Source organism: Amycolatopsis sp. NPDC005232 (genome assembly GCF_040607795.1).
In the GTDB taxonomy this organism is placed as follows: domain Bacteria; phylum Actinomycetota; class Actinomycetes; order Mycobacteriales; family Pseudonocardiaceae; genus Amycolatopsis.
Genome location: NZ_JBEXHL010000021.1, coordinates 97,397 through 115,987 on the forward strand (window position 1 = coordinate 97,397; position 18,591 = coordinate 115,987).

The 18,591-nt window shown below is 72.0% G+C and carries 15 protein-coding genes; 13 read left to right on the forward strand and 2 right to left on the reverse strand.

All coding sequences use genetic code 11. The annotated features are described in order from the left end of the window. The first annotated feature begins 135 nt into the window (after window positions 1-135). Window positions 136-1,443, forward strand: a complete 1,308-nt coding sequence (locus ABZU76_RS33300; protein WP_354876458.1) for an MFS transporter — start codon at window positions 136-138, stop codon at window positions 1,441-1,443. 342 nt (window positions 1,444-1,785) lie between these two features. Next, window positions 1,786-2,088 carry a TraR/DksA C4-type zinc finger protein gene (locus ABZU76_RS33305; protein ID WP_354876461.1) on the forward strand — a complete coding sequence of 101 codons (303 nt, stop codon included), beginning with the start codon at window positions 1,786-1,788 and terminating at the stop codon, window positions 2,086-2,088. 76 nt (window positions 2,089-2,164) lie between these two features. Here the strand turns inward: ABZU76_RS33305 and ABZU76_RS33310 are convergent, their stop codons facing one another. Then, a complete protein-coding gene (locus ABZU76_RS33310) occupies window positions 2,165-2,764 on the reverse strand; it encodes a TetR/AcrR family transcriptional regulator (protein ID WP_354876464.1) in 600 nt (199 codons plus the stop codon). Window positions 2,765-2,960: 196 nt separating this feature from the next. On the opposite strand from ABZU76_RS33310, the gene ABZU76_RS33315 reads away from it, so the two are divergent. The 11 genes from ABZU76_RS33315 to ABZU76_RS33365 all read left to right on the forward strand — a co-directional run bounded on the left by ABZU76_RS33315 (window position 2,961) and on the right by ABZU76_RS33365 (window position 17,488). Further along, complete coding sequence (locus ABZU76_RS33315) at window positions 2,961-4,553, forward strand: FAD-dependent monooxygenase (RefSeq protein ID WP_354876467.1); 1,593 nt, start codon at window positions 2,961-2,963, stop codon at window positions 4,551-4,553. A 40-nt stretch (window positions 4,554-4,593) separates the two neighbouring features. Then, the gene (locus tag ABZU76_RS33320) at window positions 4,594-5,415 is read left to right on the forward strand and encodes an alpha/beta hydrolase (RefSeq protein ID WP_354876469.1); all 822 of its coding nucleotides are present in this window, start codon (window positions 4,594-4,596) and stop codon (window positions 5,413-5,415) included. Window positions 5,416-5,737: 322 nt separating this feature from the next. Beyond that, window positions 5,738-8,590, forward strand: coding sequence for an FAD-binding and (Fe-S)-binding domain-containing protein (locus tag ABZU76_RS33325; RefSeq protein WP_354876472.1), 2,853 nt, complete (start codon window positions 5,738-5,740; stop codon window positions 8,588-8,590). A gap of 179 nt (window positions 8,591-8,769) precedes the next feature. Further along, window positions 8,770-9,498, forward strand: a complete 729-nt coding sequence (locus tag ABZU76_RS33330; RefSeq protein ID WP_354876474.1) for an alpha/beta hydrolase — start codon at window positions 8,770-8,772, stop codon at window positions 9,496-9,498. A 252-nt stretch (window positions 9,499-9,750) separates the two neighbouring features. Further along, on the forward strand, window positions 9,751-10,767 hold the full coding sequence (locus ABZU76_RS33335) for a nitroreductase (protein ID WP_354876477.1): 1,017 nt from the start codon (window positions 9,751-9,753) through the stop codon (window positions 10,765-10,767). A gap of 5 nt (window positions 10,768-10,772) precedes the next feature. Then, window positions 10,773-11,639, forward strand: a complete 867-nt coding sequence (locus ABZU76_RS33340) for a universal stress protein (RefSeq protein ID WP_354876612.1) — start codon at window positions 10,773-10,775, stop codon at window positions 11,637-11,639. Window positions 11,640-11,944: 305 nt separating this feature from the next. Next, window positions 11,945-12,835 carry a universal stress protein gene (locus ABZU76_RS33345; RefSeq protein ID WP_354876480.1) on the forward strand — a complete coding sequence of 297 codons (891 nt, stop codon included), beginning with the start codon at window positions 11,945-11,947 and terminating at the stop codon, window positions 12,833-12,835. Next, complete coding sequence (locus tag ABZU76_RS33350; protein ID WP_354876483.1) at window positions 12,832-14,025, forward strand: CHAD domain-containing protein; 1,194 nt, start codon at window positions 12,832-12,834, stop codon at window positions 14,023-14,025. The genes ABZU76_RS33345 and ABZU76_RS33350 overlap by 4 nt, the downstream gene beginning before the upstream one ends. 214 nt (window positions 14,026-14,239) lie before the next feature. Continuing rightward, a complete protein-coding gene (locus ABZU76_RS33355) occupies window positions 14,240-14,878 on the forward strand; it encodes a response regulator transcription factor (protein ID WP_354876486.1) in 639 nt (212 codons plus the stop codon). A gap of 283 nt (window positions 14,879-15,161) precedes the next feature. Further along, on the forward strand, window positions 15,162-15,620 hold the full coding sequence (locus tag ABZU76_RS33360) for a DUF6292 family protein (protein ID WP_354876489.1): 459 nt from the start codon (window positions 15,162-15,164) through the stop codon (window positions 15,618-15,620). A 158-nt stretch (window positions 15,621-15,778) separates the two neighbouring features. Next, entirely contained in the window at window positions 15,779-17,488 is a 1,710-nt protein-coding gene (locus tag ABZU76_RS33365; protein ID WP_354876491.1) for a GAF domain-containing protein, read from the forward strand. Between the two features lie 20 nt (window positions 17,489-17,508). On the opposite strand, the gene ABZU76_RS33370 is transcribed toward ABZU76_RS33365, so the two are convergent. Continuing rightward, on the reverse strand, window positions 17,509-18,504 hold the full coding sequence (locus ABZU76_RS33370; protein ID WP_354876494.1) for a nitroreductase family protein: 996 nt from the start codon (window positions 18,502-18,504) through the stop codon (window positions 17,509-17,511). Window positions 18,505-18,591: the final 87 nt, after the last annotated feature.

Genomic DNA, 18,591 nt, shown 5'->3' on the forward strand with positions numbered 1-18,591 from the left:
CGGTGCTTCATTCCGGCAATGTGACTCGAACCACCCTCCCCATCGAAGACAACGACGTCGGAGAAATTCATGCGTGATCCTTTGCCGCAGTCGCCAACGGAATCGCCGGTGGCCGCCCGTCCCGCAATGACCCGCGTGCACAAAAGAATTGTCTGGACGGTCGCCGCCGTCTTGTTCTTCGAGTTCGCGGACCTGAATACGTTCTCTTACGCCGCTCCCGCGTTGAAGAGATTCGCCGGGTACAGCCTGGACGATGTCGCCATGGTGACCTCGGCGGGGTTTCTCGGAATGTTCTGCGGTGCGGTCCTCGCCGGCCGCGTGAGTGACCGGATCGGCCGCCGCCGCACGCTCACCTGGGCTACCGCGCTGTTCTCGGTGTTCTCCCTCCTGACCGCCGCGGGGACGGGCGTGTGGGTCATGGCCGGACTGCGCTTCTGCACCGGGGTGGGGCTGTCGGCGATGACCGTGTGCGCGATCAACTTCCTCAGCGAGACGATGCCCGCGGCCCACCGGGGCCGGGCCCAGTCCACGACGCTGGCCGTCGGCCTGGCCGGCATTCCGGCCATCGCTTTCCTGGCCCGTGGCGTGGTTCCGCTCGGTGCCGACGGCTGGCGCATCGTGTTCGTCGTCGGCGGGTTGGGTCTGCTCGCGGTGCCGGCGCTGGCACGGCTGCCCGAATCGCCGCGCTGGCTGCTGTACACCGGTCGCACCGCCGAAGCACGCGAGGTCATGACGAAGCTGGGCGATCCGCACCTCACACTGGCCGAGGACACCGCACGGCGTCGCGACACGAGTCTCGAGGCCCTTGCCGCGCTGGCGGGGCGGTCGCTGCGTCGTCGCACAGCGGTGATGCTCGCGACCTGGATCTTGGCGATGCTGGGGTTCTATGCCTTCGCCGCGTGGGTTCCGGCGCTGCTGGCCGAGCACGGCTTGTCGCTGACCACCTCGTTGACGTTCTCCGCGATCACCACCATCGGCGCGGTTCCCGGCGCGCTGCTGGCCCGCGCGATCTCCGACCGGTTCTCTCGAAAATGGACGATGGCGGCCACCTCGACCGTGATCGCGGCGTTCGGGATCGCGTACGGATTCAGCTCGGGCCCGGCCGGGATCATCGTGTTCGGCCTGCTGGTGTCCTTGCTCAGCCAGACCTTCGTGGCGTTGATCTACACCTACACCCCCGAGGTGTTCCCGATGCACGCGCGCGCCTTCGGCTGCGGGGTGTCCTACGGCGCGGGCCGGCTCGCCAACGTGGTCGGGCCGATGCTCATCCCCGCCATCTACGCCGCCTGGGGCTACACCGCAGTGTTCGTCGCGGTCGCGGTGTGCTGGGTCGGCGCCGGGGCAATCGTCGCGGTGTTCGGACCCGAGACCACCGGTGCGCCGCTGGAGTCCGTTGCGCCCCTGGAGTCCGTGCCCGATGGTCAATCCCCACACCGAGCCTAGCGCGCGGCCACCCGCCCGGTGGATACCAGAACCCGATTGTCCACCGGGCGGGTCGGCCGCGCGACCCGCGCCGCCACTCTCGTTCGAACGTCGGTCGCTGCAGGACGTCGTGGTACCGCGGCCACAGCGTGGCAGTGTTGTCACCCGCGGGCGTCGAGCTTCACCAGCTGCGCATGGGTGGGCGAGGGGCGGTATCGTCCCGGACGTATCTGTACGGATCGTTCCCGAGGTTCGCCGGTGACCCATCGATATGGTGAGGCGGCGGCTGGTGACGGGGAGGATGGTCCTGCGTCATGGATGAGCGCGCCGCGATGGAGCTGATCGAGAGGGCGCGCGTCGGGCGTGACCTCGCGACGGGCCTCGGCGCTGGCGCGGCGGTGGGACGAGATCGTGGCGTCGTCGGAGTTCACCAGTGGCGACGACGAACACGACCCGGAAGGCGCCACCATCGCCTTCGAGCGGGCGCAGGTCCAGGCATTGCTGCGGCAAGCCCAAGACGAGCTCGCGGAGCTCGGACAGGCCGCCGAGCGGGCGCTCGCAGGCGTCTACGAGGTCTGTGAACGCTGCGGCGGCCCGATCTCCGAAGGCCGGCTCGCCGCCCTGCCGGCGACGCGGATCTGCATCCTCTGCGCGAACCGAATGTGACGTAACCACTCCACGGCAACGTCGGCCTTCAGTGGGCGAAAAGACGTTCATGGCCGCGCCGCGCGATTCCTGACGTTCACTCCATGTGCGCGGGGACGGGCACCTTCTCCGCGCGCAAGAGCTCCAGCGCCGTGCGTGTGAGCTTGCGCAGATCGGCCTGGCCGCCGCTCGCGTACCAGTCCTCGAACGCCAGGATGAACACGGCGGCGGTCTGGGCGACGGCGAGTCCGGCGATGACGTCGGCCGACTGGCCGCCGAGGCGATCGGCGACCTCGCGACGGAGATCCGCTTCCCAGGCCCGGATGGACTGGGCGAAATGCGCCCGGACGGACGGCGTGGTGGTGATGATCTCGTATGCGCCTCGGAGCTGCTTCGGCAGTTCGAGGTTGGACTGCACGACGCTTTCGAGGACGACGCTCAGGACGTCCGGGATCGGCGTTTCCGCCGGGCACTCGCGGAGGTCGGCCAAGGCGGTGTCGAAGACCTTCTTGAAACCGCTGAGAACCAGCTCCTCTTTCGTGGGGAAGTAGCGGTACACGGTGCGGCTGCCCACCTCGGCCTCGGCAGCGATTTCGCCCACTGTCGTTGCGGTGAAGCCTTTCGCCTCGAAGAGGGTGAAGGCGACGTCGGCGATCGACTCGCGGGTTCGCTCCATCTTGATGTCGCGCAGCGACATGGCACCTCCTCGGCAGACCGTCGGACGTCATCCTGCCACTTGGCAGTCAGTGCCGACTGGCTCGACGCACGGTGAGGTTCACGTCACACCCCGTTCTCCTTTTGGCAGTGGTGGCCGAACGGCACAATGAGCCATGTGGCACTGACTGCCACAAGGCGGGTCAACGCAACGGCCTCAGGGGTTGGAGATGACCGAAATGAACACTGTGTCGGGCGACAAGGTCCCGGTTCTGATCGTCGGCGGTGCGTACACCGGACTCAGCACCGCGCTGGGACTGGCGTGGCGCGGCGTGCGATCGCTGCTGGTCGAGCGCCGGCCCACGACTGCCACGCTGCCGAAAGCGTGGGGGCTGAACATGCGGACGACGGAGCTGCTGAGGAACGTGCCGGGGGTCGACGCTTCGCTCACGGCCGCGGAGATCACCGGCAAGCTGGTGCAGCACAGGTCCGGCGCGAGCCTCGTCGCGTCGGAGGTGGTGGAGTCGGACACCGAGCAGATCCTCGCCCTGCGGCGCCGCGTGACGTCGACGTCGCCCCAAGTGCTTCCGCAGTCCACCATCGAAAAAACGCTGCGAGAGCAGGCGGAGCGGCTCGGTGCCGATCTGCGGTACGGAACCGAGCTGGTCTCGTGGACGCAGGACGAGGACGGCGTCACCGCCACCCTTCGCGACGCGGCTTCAGGGCAGGAAAGCACTGTGCACGCCGAATATCTCGTCGCCGCGGACGGTCACGCCAGCCCGATCCGCGAGCAGCTCGGTGTCCCCCTCGACGGAGGCGGGCAGGTCGGCCACATCTACGTGGTCACCTTCGAAGCCGATCTGCCGCAGTACACAAAGGACAAGCAGCCGTTCGTCGTGACGGTGCGCGGTCGGGGCATGAGCATCATCTTCGACGGCAACGTTCTGACGCTGTGGGTCGACTACTTCCCGGAAAAGGGGGAGAGCGACGCCGACTTCACGGAAGACCGGTGCATCGAGCGGGTGCGCCGGGCGGTGGGCGTTCCCGATCTGGACTGCCGGATCGTCAACACCCGTTCCTTCGCGCTCAACCACCACCTCGCCCGGCAGTTCAAGGTCGGCCGGGTCGTCCTCGCGGGCGATGCCGCGCACTCGTGTCCGCCGGTCGGGGGTCAGGGCGGGAGTCTCGCGCTGCAGGACGGGTACGAGCTCGCGTGGCGGCTGGCCCTGGTGACCGGCGGCCAGGCCGGGCCCGGACTGCTGGACGCCTGGGAGGTCGAACGCCGGCCGATCGTCAACATCACCCTCGAACGCGAGGTCGAGCTGCTGAAGATCGCCGAGGGGCGAGTGCTCGCGACGAGCGACCCGTCGCAACCGATTCCCACCGCGAAGGAGATGCTCGGCTTCCGGTACCACTCGAGCACCGTCCGCACGGAACCGGAGGACGATCTCAGCCTGCAGGAAGATCCGATGAACCCGTCCGGGTTCCCGGGCACCCGCGCGCCCCACGTCCGGCTGCGGCGGGACCGGACCGAGCTGTCGACGCAGGAACTGTTCGGACCGGGGTTCGCGCTGCTCACGGATCCGGACGGCACCAGCTGGCTCGGCGCCGCGCACAAGGTGTCGGAGAGCCTCGGCCTCGACATCGCCTCGCACACGATCGGCGCCGAGCTGGTCGACACCGAGGACGCGTGGCACTCGCGGTATGGGATCAGCCCCGGCGGCGCGGTGCTCGTCCGGCCCGACGGGGTCATCGCGTGGCGCAGCAAGACGGCCGCAGGCGATCCGGAACACGAGCTCGATGAGGCGCTTACTGCCGTTCTCGCCCGCTGACCCGGCGCGCTGAACGCCTGCGGAAGGACGGAATTCGGCTATGGCACTCAGAAAAGTCACCCTCGGTGAGCTCTCGTTCGACGTCTCCGACACCGGACCCGAAGAAGCCCCGGCCGTTTTGCTGCTGCACGGCTTCCCGCAGAGCTACCGCTGCTGGGACGGGGTCGCCCAGCGGCTCAACTCGCAGGGATACCGCACGATCGCACCGAACCAGCGTGGTTACTCGGCGGGCGCGCGTCCGCTGCCGGTGTCCGACTACGGGGTCCCCGCCCTCGTGGCCGACGCGCTCGGCATCCTCGATTCCCTCGGTGTGGCGCAAGCGCACATCGCCGGACACGACTGGGGCGGGGTCCTGGCTTGGCACCTCGCCGTGCAGCACCCCGAGCGCACCCGATCACTCGTGGCCGTGTCGATGCCGCACCCGGCCGCGTGGGAGTGGGCCCGGGAAAACGATCCCGATCAGCAGCACAGCTCGCGCTACCTCGCCGAATTCAGGCGTGAGGGCGAGATCGACCAGGTGATCGCGGCCGGCGGCAGGCTGCGCGCGCTCATGGTGCCGCCGCTGTCCGACGAACAGTTCGCCCCGCACCAGGCACTCATGTCCGGCGGGGCCGCCACCCCCGCCCTCAACTGGTACCGGGCGATGGGCAGCTTCCGGGCGCTGGGCCCGTCGACGGTCCCGACCACGTACCTGTGGAGCACCGCCGACACGGCCCTGGGCCGTGTCGGCGCCGAACGCTGCCGGCGGCACGTCACCGGGCCCTACCGGTTCGTCGAACTCGAGGGGATCACGCACTGGGTCCCGGAAACGGCACCGGACGCGGTCGCGCGGGAAATTCTCTCGGCCGCTGAGCGGACCTGAGCGCGCGGACCGCGTTTGCCGGGCTGGGCACCGAACGCATCGTGTCGGTGCCCGGCTCGGCCGGTTCCGTATACCGGGCCCATTCGTCCGTGAGCAGCGCGCTGAGCAACCGCTGTCCCCACTCGGCACCAACCGGCCGGCGACGACGTGCCTGCAGGTTATCGGCAGCGCGGCGTCGGCACGGAAGCCCAGGTGGTGCCGGACATCTCCGCCGCCGACCCTTGCCCCGGGCGGCGCCGGCCGTGAACCTGGAGCGGCGGGCCGAGCGATCTCGGGCACGCTGAACGCGCCACGACGCCCCACGATCGACGAGGATCAGCCGATGACCGTCACCGAGCACGCCGCCACCGCGGGCGGCGAAGCCGACCTGCTCGACCTGCTGGCCGCCGCGACCGGGGACCCCGGGAGGGTCGGGCGGCGGCTGACCGACCGGCTGGCCCACGCGCACGACGCATCGCACTTCATGTTGACGCCGCGGGCGGTGGTGAGTGCGAGCAGCGCGACCGAGGTCGGGAGGTTGTTCGCCGCCGCGGGGTCGGCCGGGGTGCCGCTGGGGTTCCGGTCCGGGGGGACGAGCCTGTCCGGGCAGGGCGGCACGGACGGCGTGCTCGTCGACACCCGGCGCCACTTTCGCGACATCGAGGTGCTCGACGACGGGGCACGCGTGCGAGTCGGGCCCGGGGCCACGATCCGGCAGGTGAACGCGCGCCTCGCGCGGTCGGGCCGCAAGCTCGGGCCCGACCCGGCGAGCGAGGTCGCGTGCACCGTCGGGGGCGTGGTCGCGAACAACTCCAGCGGCATGGCGTGCGGCACCTGGGCCAACAGCTATGCGACGCTCGAGTCGATCGTGCTCGTCCTGCCGTCCGGCACGGTCGTCGACACCGGCGAAGCCGATGCGGACCGCCGCCTGCGCGAAGCCGAGCCCGAGCTGCACGCCGGCCTGTGCCGGCTGCGGGACCGGGTGCGGGGCGATGCGGCGCTGCGCAAGCGGGTCGAGCAGCAGTTCTCGATGAAGAACACCATGGGTTACGGCCTCAATTCGCTGCTCGACCACACCGAGCCGGCCGACATCCTGGCCCACTTGGCGGTCGGCAGCGAAGGGACGCTGGCGTTCATCGCCTCGGTGGTGCTGCGCACGGTGCCGTTGCACGGGCACGCGCGCACCGGCCTGCTCGTCTTCGACGACCTCGCCGGGGCCACCGGTGCGTTGCCGGCGCTGGTCGCCACCGGTCCGGCGACGATCGAGCTCCTCGACGCGACCTCGATCCGCGTGGGCCAGCGCGACGCCCAGGCGACCGCGGTGCTGCGCGACCTCGCGGTCGACCGGCACGCGGCGTTGCTCGTCGAGTACCAGTCCGGCACCGCCGACGAAGTGGACGAGCTGGCTGCCGGAGCGGGTGCGGTCCTGGCGGCGCTGCCGACCGCCGCGCCGGTGGTGCTGTCCGCGGACCCGGCGACCAGGGCCGGCCACTGGCACGTCCGCAAGGGCCTGTACGCCATGATCGCCGGGGCCCGGCCGGCCGGCACCACGGCGCTGCTGGAGGACATCGTCGTGCCGGTGCCCGAACTGCTGCCGACGTGCGAGTCGCTCACGGGCCTGTTCGACCGCCACGGCTACCGCGACAGCGTGATCTTCGGCCACGCCAAGGACGGCAACATCCACTTCATGCTCACCGAGCGGCTCGGCGACGGCCGGCCGCTCGATCGGTTCGCGGCCTTCACCGACGACATGGTCGACCTCGTGCTGGGCCACGGCGGCTCGCTCAAGGCCGAGCACGGCACCGGCCGGATGATGGCCCCGTTCGTGCGCCGCCAGTACGGCGACGAGCTCTACGAGGTCATGCGCGAGATCAAGCGCCTGTGCGACCCCCGGGGTGTGCTCAACCCGGGGGTGCTCATCGCCGAGGACCCGGCCGGGCACCTGCGTAACCTCAAGGCTTCGCCGCAAGTCGAGGAAGAAGTCGACCGCTGCGTGGAATGCGGCTTCTGCGAACCCGTCTGCCCGAGCCGCGACCTGACCACCACACCGCGCCAGCGCATCGTGCTGCGCCGGGAAATCGAGCGCGCCCGCGAAGCCGGGGACACGGCCGCGCTCGCGCAGCTGCGGGCCGAGTACGAGTACGACGCCGTGCAGACCTGCGCCGTCGACGGGATGTGCCAGACCGCCTGCCCGGTGACGATCAACACCGGGGACCTGATGAAACGGCTCCGGGCCGAAGAGGCCGGACGGGCCATGTCGGCGATTTGGGCCGGCGCCGCGCGGCATTGGGACGGCGCGACGCGGGCGGCCGCGACCGCGCTCACCACCGCCGCCAAGCTGCCGGAGCGACTGGTCCTCGGCGCGAACGAGCTGGCACGCAAGGCCGGCGGCACCGACTCGGTCCCGCTGTGGTCGCCCGAGCTCCCGAGTGGCGGTCGGCGCCGCACCGAGTCCGTGACCGGGAACGCCGACGCGGTGCTGTTCGCCTCGTGCACGGGCACCATGTTCGGCGGCAAGGAGCCCGGAGCCGCGGCGGCGCTGCGGACCCTGTGCGAGCGCGCCGGGATCCGCCTCACGACCCCGGACCGGCCGGCTTCGCTGTGCTGCGGCACCCCGTGGAAGTCCAAGGGCATGAACCGGGGATACGACGAGATGTCGCGGCGCGTGCTCCCCGCGCTGTGGGCCGCCACGGGGAGCGGCCGGATCCCGGTGATCGGCGACGCGTCCTCGTGCACCGAGGGCCTGCGGCACCTGATCGAGCACGGCCCGGAGCGGTTCCGGGAGATCCGGGTGATCGACGCCGTCGAGTTCGTGCGCGACGAGGTGCTCGGCCGCCTCACGATCAGCGCCCCGGTCGCGGCCGTGGCCCTGCACCCGACGTGCTCGGCTACGCGGATGGGGCTCTCAGGCGCGCTGCGCGAGGTCACCGCGGCCGTGGCCGGCAGCGTGACCGTGCCCGACGAGTGGGGGTGCTGCGGCTTCGCCGGCGACCGCGGTCTGCTGCACCCCGAGCTGACGGCGTCGGCCACCGCGCGCCAGGCCCGGGAGCTCTCCGCCGCCGGTCCCTTCGACGCCCACGTCTCCTGCAACCGCACGTGCGAGCTCGGCATGACCAGGGCGACCGGGCACCGCTACGAACACGTCCTGGAGCTCGTCGAGCGGGCCACCAGGGCCGCGGAGGGAAACTCTGAGTGAGGTCCGCGAAAACGCGGTGGCGGACCGAGGCGACCGCTGCTAGTTTCCCGGAGGCCGTGCGAGAGACCGAGGAGGTGGTACCCGTGAACGCAACGACATGGGTGCTCTCCTCAGGGGTCACGGTCGGGCGGTAGGTCGTCCGGGAGCGCCGTTCACGAGCACTCCCGAAAGGCACGACCATGCGATTCACCGCCGAACAGCGCCTCGACGACGGCGTCCTCGAGCGCGAGTTCACCCTCGGCGAGATCCCTGGCATCCTGTGGACCCCCGGACCGGCATCCGAGCCGGCCCCGCTGATCCTGCTCGGGCACCCCGGCGGACTGCGCAAGATGTACCCCCGGCTGGCGGCCCGGGCCCGGCACTCCGCGGCGGAAGGCTACGCCGCGGCCACGATCGAGCTCCCCGGAAGCGGTGACCGGCCTCGCTCCGCCGCCGCCGAGCAGGCCCGCTCCGATCTGCGCCGGGCGTTGCAGTCCGGCGAGCCAGTCGAGGAGATCGTCGAGCGGCTCATCCCGCCGCTGGTCGCGAAGGCGGTCCCGGAATGGCAGGCCGCCCTGGACGCCCTTCTTGCGCTGCCCGAGATCGGCGGGCCGGTCGGGCTCGCGGGAGGGGTGATCGCCATCGGCGTCCGGCTGGCGGTGGTCGAACCGCGCATCGCGGCCGCCCTGCTGTTCGCCGGGAGTTTCGTGCCCCGCGGCATGTTCGAGGAGGCCCGGCAGATCACCATCCCGCTGCACGTCCTGCTGCAGTGGGACGACGAGGGAAACGACCGGCAGCTGGCCCTGGACCTGTTCGACGCCTTCGGCTCGAAGGAGAAGACGCTGCACGCCAACATGGGCGGGCACACCGGCGTCCCGCGGTTCGAAGGGGACGACGGGCACCGGTTCTTCGCCCGGCACCTGAAATGAGACAGGTGCGACCGCCCTCCTCGCGGCAGCTGCGGGAAGCCAGGTCGCCACGTCACCGTGTGCCGGGCCTGCGGTCCGAGATCCGTTGCCACGGCGGGAAAGGCTGGCAGCGGCGGTCCGGGTCCGTTGTGGACACCGACCCGGACCCGGTGACGTTGGTCCTTCGCGGCGGTGTCTTGTGGCCGGCGCGTGGTCTCGGCCGTTCGGGGTTGGCTGAGCCGGACCGATCCGACGAGGCCAGCAGGAGATGCCGTGTCCCACGAAGCTGTTCCCGCCCCGGCACCGGGGGCCGGTGCGTGGACGAGCGCCGAGGTGGAGGTGCTGGCGCGCGCGGTGCTGAGGGCCCCGTCGGTGCACAACACCCAGCCATGGGCCGTCGAGCCGAAGGACGGTGCGGTGCTGCTGCGGGAGCGGACCGATGTGGCCTTGCCGCAGCACGATCCCGGGCGGCGTGATCTCGCGATGTCGTGCGGGACGGCACTGGCGAACCTCGAGCTGGCGGTGCGGGTGCTCGGCCGGCGGGCCGACGTGGAAATCCTGCCCGATCCGGCCCGTCCGGACGTGGTGGCGCGCGTCGATGCGGCAACGCGGTGCGGGCCGTCGGCGGAGGACCTGGCGCGGTTCGCGGCGATCGCGGCGCGGCGCAGCCATCGTGGCCGCTTCGGTGGGCTACCGGTCGCCCGGCGGCAGGTCGAGCGGGTGGCGTGGGCCGCGGTGACGACCGGAGCCGAGGCTGTGCCGTTGACCGATGCCGGCGAGCTCGCGGAGCTGTTCGGCCACGCCGCCCGCGCGATCCGGGACGACGGTGCCTACCAACGCGAGCTCGCCCTCTGGACGATCCGCGACGAGGTCGGGCACCGCCACGGCGTGGGACTGGGGCGCACCGTGGTGCCGCCGGGTGAGCTGCCGTGGGCCGGGCTGGTCCGGCGCGCCACCGAGGTGCCCGAGCCGCGGGTGCTGCGGTCGCGGCTGGCGGCCGAGACGTTCCTGCTGTTCCTGACCGCCGACGACAGCCGCGCCGACCACGTCCGCGCGGGCTACGCGCTCGAACGAGGCTGGCTCGAAGCGGTCACGCTGGGGCTGTCGGCCGCGGTGCTGACGCAGCCGCTGCACGTGCCGGAAGTGCGCTCGGCACTGTGCGAGGCCCGGGGTCTCGCGGGGTTTCCGCAAGCGTTGATGCGGCTCGGCCGGCCGGCCGCGAACGCGCCAGCCAGCCTGCGTCGCGGGGTGGGCGAAGTCCTGGTCGGGGCAGGCTGGAGCGAGTCGTGAACGGGATGGCCGGGCCGGTCGTCGTGGGTGTGGACGGGAGCGCGCAGGCGGCGTCGGCCGCACGGTGGGCGGTGCGCGAAGCGGCGCGGTGGCACACCTCGCTGACCGTGCTCACGGCGAGCGCGGTGGACGACCCGGCTTCGAGCGCCATGGCGTCGGCGTGGCTCGAAACCAAGGCCGTGCTCGCGCAGGAGGTGGCGCGGGCGACGCGGGACGAACTCGCGGCAGCCGAGCCGAGTGTGCCGGTGATGACCAAGACCAGTGCGGCCGGCGCCGAAGCCGCCTTGCGGCAGGCCTCGGCCGGCGCGCTTCTGCTCGTGCTCGGCCCGCCGACCGGGACACTTTCCGGGCTGCTGGCCGGATCCCCGGACGCCGACCTCATCGCGAGAGCGGGCTGCCCGGTGGTGATCGTGCGCGGAACCGGTGCGACGCGTGCGGGCGGTCCGGTCGTCGTCGGCGTCGACGGCAGCCCGATGAGCGAGGCCGCCGTGGCGTGGGCGTTCGAAGAGGCGTCGCGCCGGGGCACGAGGCTGGTCGCGGTGCACGCGTGGCACGACAGCGAGAGCGGCGGACCGTTCGCGCACATCCGCGGAAGCCCGCTGATCGACATCGGCGACGTCGAGCGGCGGCTGCTCGCCGAGCGCCTGGCCGGCCGGCGCGAGCGGTACCCGGACGTCGACGTCGAACCGGTTGTCGAGCGCGATCTTCCCCGCGACAGCCTGCTCGAACGCAGCACCGAGGCGGCGCTCGTGGTCGTGGGCAGCCGGGGCCGCGGCGGGTTCACAGGCATGGTCCTCGGTTCCACGACCCACGCCTTGCTCCACCGCGCCGACTGTCCCGTGATGGTGGTCGGCGGGGAGCAGCGGACCTGATTCCCGAAATGTCCTGCCCGGGGATCCAGCCTGCGCTTTCGTCCTCGGGAAAAGGGACTTCGTCCCCTGACCGGCCTGGGCGCGGCTGCGCGACGGTGGGACGTACCGGCGAGGTCGACAACGAGGAGAACCGATGCACGCACAACCCGGAGGCCGCCGGCCCTCCGCCGACCGCGGGGCCGCGGTGTTTCCCGGGCCGGATGCCGTCGTCGGCACCGAAGCGGAGATCACCGTCCGCGACGAGCAGGGTCGCGCGACGCGGCGACGGACGCATCCCCTTCGACGGAACGGAGGGGGTGTGCGCAGTGGCAGAAGGTGACAACCGCGTGGTGCTCGCGGGAGTCGACGGGTCGCCTTCCGCCGGCCACGCCGCGGTCTGGGCCGCGGCGGTGGCGGCCCGCCGGGGCGCGGTGCTGAGGCTGGTGCAGGCGTACACGGTTCCTGGGCCGGGCGTGTCCGGCATGGCGGTCGCCGCCGTCCGGGAGGGGTTCCGGGCCGTGGCCGAGACGGGGCTCGCCGAGGCCGAGGAGACGGTGCTCGCGCGGTGGCCGTCGCTGCCGGTCGAGCGCAGCGCCGTCGAGGGCAGTGTCGTGGGCGTGCTCCTGCGGGAGAGCACCGGTGCTGAGGTGGTGGCGCTGGGCTCCCGCGGGCTCGGGGGGTTCACCGGGCTCCTGCTCGGTTCGACCGCGGCCGCGCTCGCCGGCCGCGCGCGGTGCCCGGTCGTGGTCGTGCGCGGGCGAAAGCCGGACGACGCGCCGCCCACCACCGGGCCGGTCCTCGTCGGGCTCGACGGATCGCCGGACAGCAGCGACGCGCTCGGCTACGCGTGTGAAGAAGCCACTGCTCGCAGTACCGGGCTCGTGGCGGTGCGCACCTGGAACGAGATCACGTCGGGGAGCTTGCCGCGGAAAGCGGACTGCCGTCCCGAGGACATGGCCGCCGGGGAACGGCGGCTGGTGGACGAGCAGCTCGCGCCCTGGCGGGAGAAGTTCCCCGAACTGCCGGTCGACGTGGTCGTCGCGCACGGCCGGCCGGCCCGGACCCTGCTGGAACTCGGGGCCGGCGCCCAGCTCGTGGTAGTCGGCACCCGCGGCCGGGGCGGGTTCACCGGCATGCTGCTCGGCTCCACGAGCCACGCGCTGCTGGTCCACTCCCCGTGCCCCGTCGCGGTGGTCCGCCCGGGGAGCCGGCCATGACCGTGACGACACCGGTGACGAGCCCGCGTCCCGCACCCGAGTACACGCTCCTGCACTACGGCATCCACTACTACGACACCGCCGGCCTGCGGCTGCGGCGGCACGGCCTGACGCTCAGCAGGGTCGGCACGAGCTGGCAGCTGGACCGCGGCGACGGCAGAGGGTGCCGGGTGGAGGCGCCCGAGTCGGACCAGGTGCCGCACGAACTGCGCCGGCTCGTCCGCGCCTACAGCCGGGACCTCGAGCTCACCCCGGTGACCGGCCCGTGCTGCGGACGCCTGACCCGGGACGCGTTACCGGGAGACACCGCCCGGGCCACGGTGCTCGGCTACCTGGAGACGCAGATCGAGGCGCTCGCCCGCGCCGATCTGGCCGTGCGGCTGGGCGAACCCGAGGGGGTGCACGACCTGAGAGCGGCGGCGCGTCGCCTCAGGGCGGCGTTGTGGACGTTCGCCCCCGTCCTCGGTGGCCGGCGGATGGTGCGGGGCCTGTGCGCAGCGCTGCTCCGGCTCGCCGCGAGCGTCGGCCCCGCGTGGGACACCGAGGTGCAGCGGCGCCGGTTCCTGCGCCGCCTCGACGAGCTGTCGGACGAGGCGGTCCTGGGGCCGGTCCGGGCAGACGTCCAGCGGCACTTCGGCGTGGCGGCCGAGGAATCCGCCGCCGAATGCGCCGAGGCGCTCGATTCGCACCGCTACCTCCAGCTGCTCAACGCGTTCGAAGTGCTCGGGGTCGTGCTGCGGGAGCAGCCTCGGTCCGACCAGCGCAAGGCGGCGCTCAAACCGGCCGGCGCCGTCCTGCCGGGTCTCGTGTGGACGGTCGTGACCGAGACCGACGCGCGGCTGGAAGCGGCGTTCGCCGATTCGGCTCCGAGCGCCGTCCACGCGGTGCGCAAGAGCGCGAAGCGGCTCCGGTACGCGCTCGAAGTGGCCGCGGACTCCCTGCCCTTCGTCCCGGACCGCGTGCTGGCGAACTGCCGTGCGGTGCAGGACTTGTTGGGGGAGTACCGGGACGCGACGGTCGCCCGCGGGGAGCTGCGCGCACTCGCGTCGGCGGCGACCGAGGCCGGCGATCCGGCGGCGACCTACGAACTGCTGATCACGACCGAGGCGCTCGCCGCGCAGAAGTGCCTCGCCGCCTTGCCCGCGGCGTGGGAAACCCTGCGCCGGGGGCTCGAGCCGATGCGGGGTTGAGGCCGCGGAAGGACACGGAGGAGAACCGGGTTCACCGCGCTCCCGGTGGTCGACGACGACGAACGTCTGACCGTGATCGGCCGGGTTTTCGGTCTCGCCGGCTCGGCCGGACGTGACCTCCGGCTCGAGACCCGGGACTTTGGTCATCGCGGTCCCGGGGCCGGGCGGTCGTAGGCTGATCAGCGTCATCCCTTCTGGGCCGGGGAGGCCGCCGATGCTCCGCGTTTTTCTCGTGGACGACCACGAGGTCGTGCGCCGTGGCGTGGCCGACCTGCTGGACGAGGACGAGGAGATCACCGTCGTCGGGCAGGCCGGCAACGTGTCGCAGGCGCTGGCCCGGATCCCCGCGCTCCGGCCCGATGTCGCCGTGCTGGACGTGCGGATGCCCGACGGCAACGGCATCGAGCTGGCACGCGAGCTGCGGTCGAAGCTGCCCGAGCTCAAGTGCCTGATGCTCACGTCCTACACCGACGAGCAGGCGATGCTCGACGCGGTGATGGCCGGCGCCGCCGGGTTCGTGATCAAGGACATCAAGGGCATGGACCTGGTTTCGGCCGTCCGGGAGGTCGGCGCGGGCAAATCCCTGCTCGACGCGCACGCGGCGGCGGCCTTGATGGCCAGGCTGCGCGAGAGCCAGGCCAAGAAAGGCCCGTTGTCCGACCTGTCGGACCAGGAACGCAAGCTGCTGGAGCTGATCGGCGAAGGCCTGACCAACCGGCAGATCGCGGAACGGATGTTCCTGGCCGAGAAGACCGTCAAGAACTACGTCTCGCGGCTGCTGGCCAAGCTGGGCCTGGCTCGCCGGACCCAAGCCGCTGTCCTGGCCACGGAGCTGCGCAACCGGGAACACTGAACCGGCGCGTCGCCGCGCGGCGTTGCCTTCGTGGTGCTGCCTCGTGGTGATGCCGCAACGGTTTCCGGGGTCGCAGCACTTCGAGCGATCGTCCTCAATGGACCGTGAGTCCTCACCGTCGCCGAGCTTCGGGTCGCGCGGCGGCCACCCGGCGTGAGCCGGGGACGAAAGTCCTTGCGGCAGAGGCCGAACGCCGCCATCGGGCCGCCGCCGCGCCGTCGTAACGTCGCGGCGGGAGAGGCGACGGCCGGGAGCGGCCGGTGGGTGCCGACCACGTTGGAGGGTGATTCCGCTGCAGACCGCCATCGACGACGACCACGGCCTGCGGTGCGGCCTGACCGGCTATCTGTCCGCGGTGAGTGCCGCGGTGGGCGTGGGGGTGGAATCGTGCACCGTGGACCTCGACGACCCCGTCTCGGCGTACGTGGCGCTGGACGTGCGCTTGCGCCGGCGACCGGGACGGGACACGGCCCTGGTGTGGGACGAGCGGTACGGCTGGTCGTTCGCCATGGAAACGCATTCCGGTGAGGATTTGCTGGTGCTCGCCTACTTCGGCGACGAGGTCGTGCCCGATCCGGTTGCCGTGCGCCGCTTCGTGGCCGGCGTCGGGTCCGCCGACACGGTCCCGGCACCGGTCCCGCCCGAGGTCGGTGGTGATCGGGGTGGGCTGGTCGCCCGGTTGCTGCGGTACCGCCTCGACAACTCTTCCGCCGGTGTCCTGATCTTGCGCTGGGCCGGTTGACCTTTTGTCCACAGTGGACACGTGGGTGAACACCGTGCAGCCCTGCACTGCCGGTCGGGTTTTCACCGGCTTGACGGTGCTCACGAGGATGGGAGACTGGATGTCCGGAGCGGCGACCTGCGCGGTGTGCGAGGACCGCGGCGAAGACAGGAACGGCTGTGAGCGGAGCCCAGGACGACCAGCCCGACCCGGGCAGGCTGACCTTCCCCGACCTGCCGAGGCTGGAGCTCGACCAGTTGCTCGCGCAGCTGGTCGAACGCGCCCAGGAGGTCATGGGAACCCAAGGCCGGCTGCGCGGCCTGCTGCGGGCGACCACGATGATCACGAGTGACCTCGCCTTGCCCGCGCTGCTCACGCGCATCGTCGAGGCGGCTCGCGAGCTGGTGGGGGCGCACTACGCGGCACTGGGCGTGATCGGCCCGGACGGACAGCTCGCCGAGTTCGTGCACGTGGGCATGGCCGCCGACACGGTGGCGAAACTCGGCCATCTGCCTGAGGGCAAAGGGCTGCTGGGCGCGCTGGTCGAGGATCCCCGGCCCATCCGGCTCGCCCGCCTGCAGGACGACCCGCGGTCCACCGGTTTCCCAGCCGCCCATCCACCGATGGCGAGCTTCCTGGGCGTCCCGATCCGGGTGCGGGACGCGGTGTTCGGCAACCTCTACCTCACCGACAGCGTCACCGGCGGGTTCAGCGCCGAGGACGAAGAGCTCGCGCTCGCCCTCGCCGCCGCCGCGGGCAGCGCGATCGACAACGCGCGCCTGTACCAGACGGCGAGGGTCCAGCAGGAGTGGCTGCGGGCGTCCGCCGCGATCACCCGCGAGCTTCTCTCGTCGGAGTCGGAGAACCCGCTCGCGCTCATCGCAGATCACACCCGGGAGCTCGCCGACGCCGAACTGGTGACGGTCGTCAGGCCGACCGGCGTCGAGGGCACCCTGCGCGTGGACCTGGCGGTCGGGGCCGGCGCGGAGAAGCTGGAGGGCCTCGTGCTGCCCGCAGGCTCGTCGGTCTCCGGTTCGGTCTTCCTCACCGGCGAGCCGATGATGGGCTCGTGGCTCGAACAGCGGGAGCGGCTGCCGGTCCGGCCGGCGATCGAGATGGAGGTGGACGCCGTTCTCGTCGTGCCCCTCATCGGCAGCGGGCAGGTCAACGGCGTGCTCACCGCGGCGCGCGCCGCGGGCCGCCCGCTGTTCACCGTGGACGACCTGGAGATGGCGGCGGGGTTCGCCAACCAGGCGTCCGTGGCGATCGAGCTGGCCGAGGCGCGGGCCGAACAGCAGCGCAACGCCCTGTACGACGAACGTGAGCGGATCGCCGCCGATCTGCACAGCCAAGTGGTCCGGCGGCTGTACTCCGCCGGCCTGGCGTTGCAGACGACGGCCGGTCTCGCCCGGTCGGCGATCGTCGCGCGCCGCGTCCGCGAGACGATCGCCGACCTCGACGACGTCATCGACCAGATCCAGGCCACCGTGTTCTCGGTCGACGACCCGGCCGACGCCGGCCCGTCACCTGAGCGCGACGAGATCCTGCGAGTGCTCTCCGAGGCCACCCCCGTGCTCGGGTTCGCCGTCTCGACCCAGTTCTCCGGCAAGCTGGACACGCTGGTGGCCGCCGACCTGGTGCCTTTCCTCGAGCGGGGCCTGCGGCTGGTCGCGCACCACGCGGCCGCGGCCTGGGTCCAGGTGGAGATCCGGTCCGAGCCGGGCCGGCTCACCGCGGTGATCCGGCACGACGGCACGGGCGAGCTCGAAGAATCGGCCGCCGCGGACCTCGCGGAGCTGGCGGAAGCCGCGCGGCTGCGCGGCGGGACCTGCGAGGTGGGCCACGGTGCCGACACCGGCTCCGTGCGCTGGACCGTGCCGACGAGCTAGGACAGGAGCCGGCGCGGTCGTCAGGCGGTGAGCAGGGTCGGAGCCACCACGACTTCCTCCAGCTCCCGTCTCGGCGTGGGCGAGGCCGGTGAACCGTGGCCCAGGCGCAGGATGATCTGGGGCCAGACGCCACCGCCGAGCAGCACGCGGAGCCGTTCGCGGACGTGCGCGACTTCGACCGGTTGCGAGATGAAGGACGCGTCGAGCCCCAGCGCCGTCGCGGTCAGCAGCACGCGTTGCATGGCCTGTCCGGTCCTCAGCCGGTCGACCGGGTCGTCGCCGAACGAGCCGATCACCACGACCAGCGGTTCGGGCGCCGTACCCAGGCGGAGCGCGCCGGTGGCCCTGGTTCCGAAATCACGGAGGACCCAGGCGTCGTCGGCCGGCAGGATCCCCCCGGCGGACATCGGCACGCCGTCGCGGCTGGACCCCTCGCGCGCGGTCCAGCGCTGCCACTCGGCGAGGAACGCGGGATCGGTCATCTGGGCCCGGTGGCTCGACCGCACCAGCTTCTTCAGCCCCGCCACCTGGCCGTGATCGAGGCGGGGCAGCCAGGCCTGTTCGAGCTCCGCGGCGTGGCGCAGCAGGCCGACGACCGACGGGGGCACGACCTCGGCGCTGAACGGCGATCGGTTCGTGTGGCGGCGGGGGATCTCCCGCGCGAGCCGGGCGAGCCGGTCGTCGATCGAGGCGGCGCCCACCGGCCGCACCACGGCCAGCAGGTCCGGCTCCTGGCGGCGCGGGAACAGGGACACGACCGGGTGCACGCCGCAGGCGTGGATCGCGGCGCGGAGGTTGAACACCGCCGCGCCGCAGGACAGCAGGAGCTCGCGCCGGTCCGGGTCGGCGACGGGCAGGATCCGGTCGGGGTCCGCGCGGACCTCGATTCCGCCCGGTCCGCTGGCGAACAGCCAGGGCTGGGTGTTGTGCGTCGACGGCGCGAGCGTCGCGGCGCGCAGAGCCGATCTCACCTGTTCGGAGGTGAGCCGCCCGGTCGCAGCCACTTGTAGGGTCATCGGTCTCCCGGCCGTGGAAAGCGATTGTGCTGGTCGGAGTCGAGCCTTGCCCTGCCAGGTTGGTCGACCGCCGCGGCGGTGGACAGA